This window comes from Thalassotalea fusca (assembly GCF_053485835.1).
Window position 1 is genome coordinate 1 of the sequence record NZ_JBQRUN010000039.1, and the last position, 1,679, is coordinate 1,679.

A 1,679-nucleotide genomic window follows, 5' to 3' on the forward strand; every position below is an offset into this window, starting at 1 on the left:
TTAACGACCACATCGACAGACGAAGTAAACGAGTTTGCTTATTGATTTAACCTTGCCCGTCACTGACTTGAAACGGGCAAAAAAAACACTATTGCTTATTGACAGAGTTACGGCTCATATGTGTTAGCTGCGTTTTCATCCAACAAAAGAGCAACCTCTTTGAGCTGGGCTATGTTAGCGTTACTACCTATATAGTTTTTCATTGCTTTATTAAAGAATTCATTTGCTTTAGATGCACGACCCATCTTTTCATGTAACAAGCCTATTCTAAGGTAAGTAAATGAGAGGTTATTTGGATCAAGTTTATCACTGGACTCAGTTGATTCCAGAATTCTTGTTAAGGCGTGGAGCGCGTAAAGCCCGCTTTCAGATGACCCCTTCAAATATTGAGTATGAGCCATTTGAATTTCATTTTTTATAAAATCTGGAGAGAAATCATTTGCCAAACCGTTGTTTGAAACCAAAGCAACAAGAGTGAAAAGACTAATTTTGATAGTTTTTATCATTTAAATTTCCTTATAAATTATAGATATTTCCACATGCCAGAAGCGTTGCTAGCACCTCGATAAGAGGCAATAAAATAATTGGTTATACTTTAGCGAGGCACGAATGCCAAGCCAATTGTTTTATGTCCCTTCCTTTATCAGTTTGTTATATTCCACTTGCACTGTCTTTGCCAAAATCCAGCCATGTAACCCGTACGAAGTAGAAAGTACATAAGCTTTTAGACAGAGCGACTTCATAGAGAAAAGAAAGGAGTCGCTATTTTCTGTTTTGAGCGGCAAACCGTATTTTTGATATCGCTTGAGCCCATTTTCGAAGTGGGAATAAAACTGATCTATGTCTTCGTATTCGTCAAAGTCTAGTACGATGTTTCCCTCTAATCCATGCTCAAGAAGATGACCAGAAACCCCACTAAAAGTTACAATTGCCTCCGTATCTCCGTGATGGTCTTTCGTATGGAATACGATTTGCCGTTCCGACGAAAGAACTTCATATTTAAAAATATTGTAGTCGTGTAGTGAGTCCATAGTCTCCGGGAATATAACGCCCCAATAAGAAGCGAGTTTAGGCTTGCTAATATCAGTGAGTAACGAACTCGAGCAAGCCGTGACGAGTCTTTCCTTTATCGGTTTGTTATTTTTTTAATGCAGCATCTCACCGCTAAATCTATCCCGACCTTTCCAATAAACACATTTAGGACAATGTCCACCAACGGGATAATCAATACCCTCTTCGTGAGGGCAGCCGATTATCTCTTCGACCATACTCACCGATTTAGCTCCATTTTCGTCGATAAAGCCTAAAACTTCACTTATAACTTCTTCTGACTTTCGAAGATCAGTGGAAGAAAACCATTTCTTCATTGGTTCAGGTTCTGCGCCATCATAGCCAATAATCGAGCAAACCACTTTTGTCGCAACAATATTGTTGGGGCCATAAAAGGCAATAGTTGCAATCGGATAGCCTTTATCGCCCTTTCGAACTTTCTTAGCCAGTAACTTCTTATTGGTGCCTTGAGCCATTTGGATACTCCAATACTAAAAAAATATAACGCCTGAATAATGTGTGAGCTTAGTTTGGCAATTTTATTGCGCCGTTTGCAACTAAAAATGACAAACTATGGCGAATCACGATTAATTCTTTTGTTTGCTTTACTTACTTCCAATTTAGATTTA

General features: G+C 38.7%; 3 protein-coding genes. All 3 read right to left on the minus strand.

Annotated features, from left to right (window positions below):
- Positions 1–107 precede the first annotated feature (107 nt).
- The 3 genes from ACSLUK_RS19870 to ACSLUK_RS19880 all read right to left on the minus strand — a co-directional run bounded on the left by ACSLUK_RS19870 (position 108) and on the right by ACSLUK_RS19880 (position 1,526).
- Positions 108–506 (minus strand): hypothetical protein, encoded by a 399-nt coding sequence (locus tag ACSLUK_RS19870; RefSeq protein WP_448550539.1) that lies wholly within the window; start codon positions 504–506, stop codon positions 108–110.
- A 120-nt stretch (positions 507–626) separates the two neighbouring features.
- Positions 627–1,031: a hypothetical protein gene (locus ACSLUK_RS19875; RefSeq protein ID WP_448550540.1), complete on the minus strand. Its 405-nt coding sequence runs from the start codon at positions 1,029–1,031 to the stop codon at positions 627–629.
- Between the two features lie 114 nt (positions 1,032–1,145).
- Positions 1,146–1,526, minus strand: a complete 381-nt coding sequence (locus ACSLUK_RS19880) for a hypothetical protein (protein WP_448550541.1) — start codon at positions 1,524–1,526, stop codon at positions 1,146–1,148.
- Between the last annotated feature and the right edge of the window lie 153 nt (positions 1,527–1,679).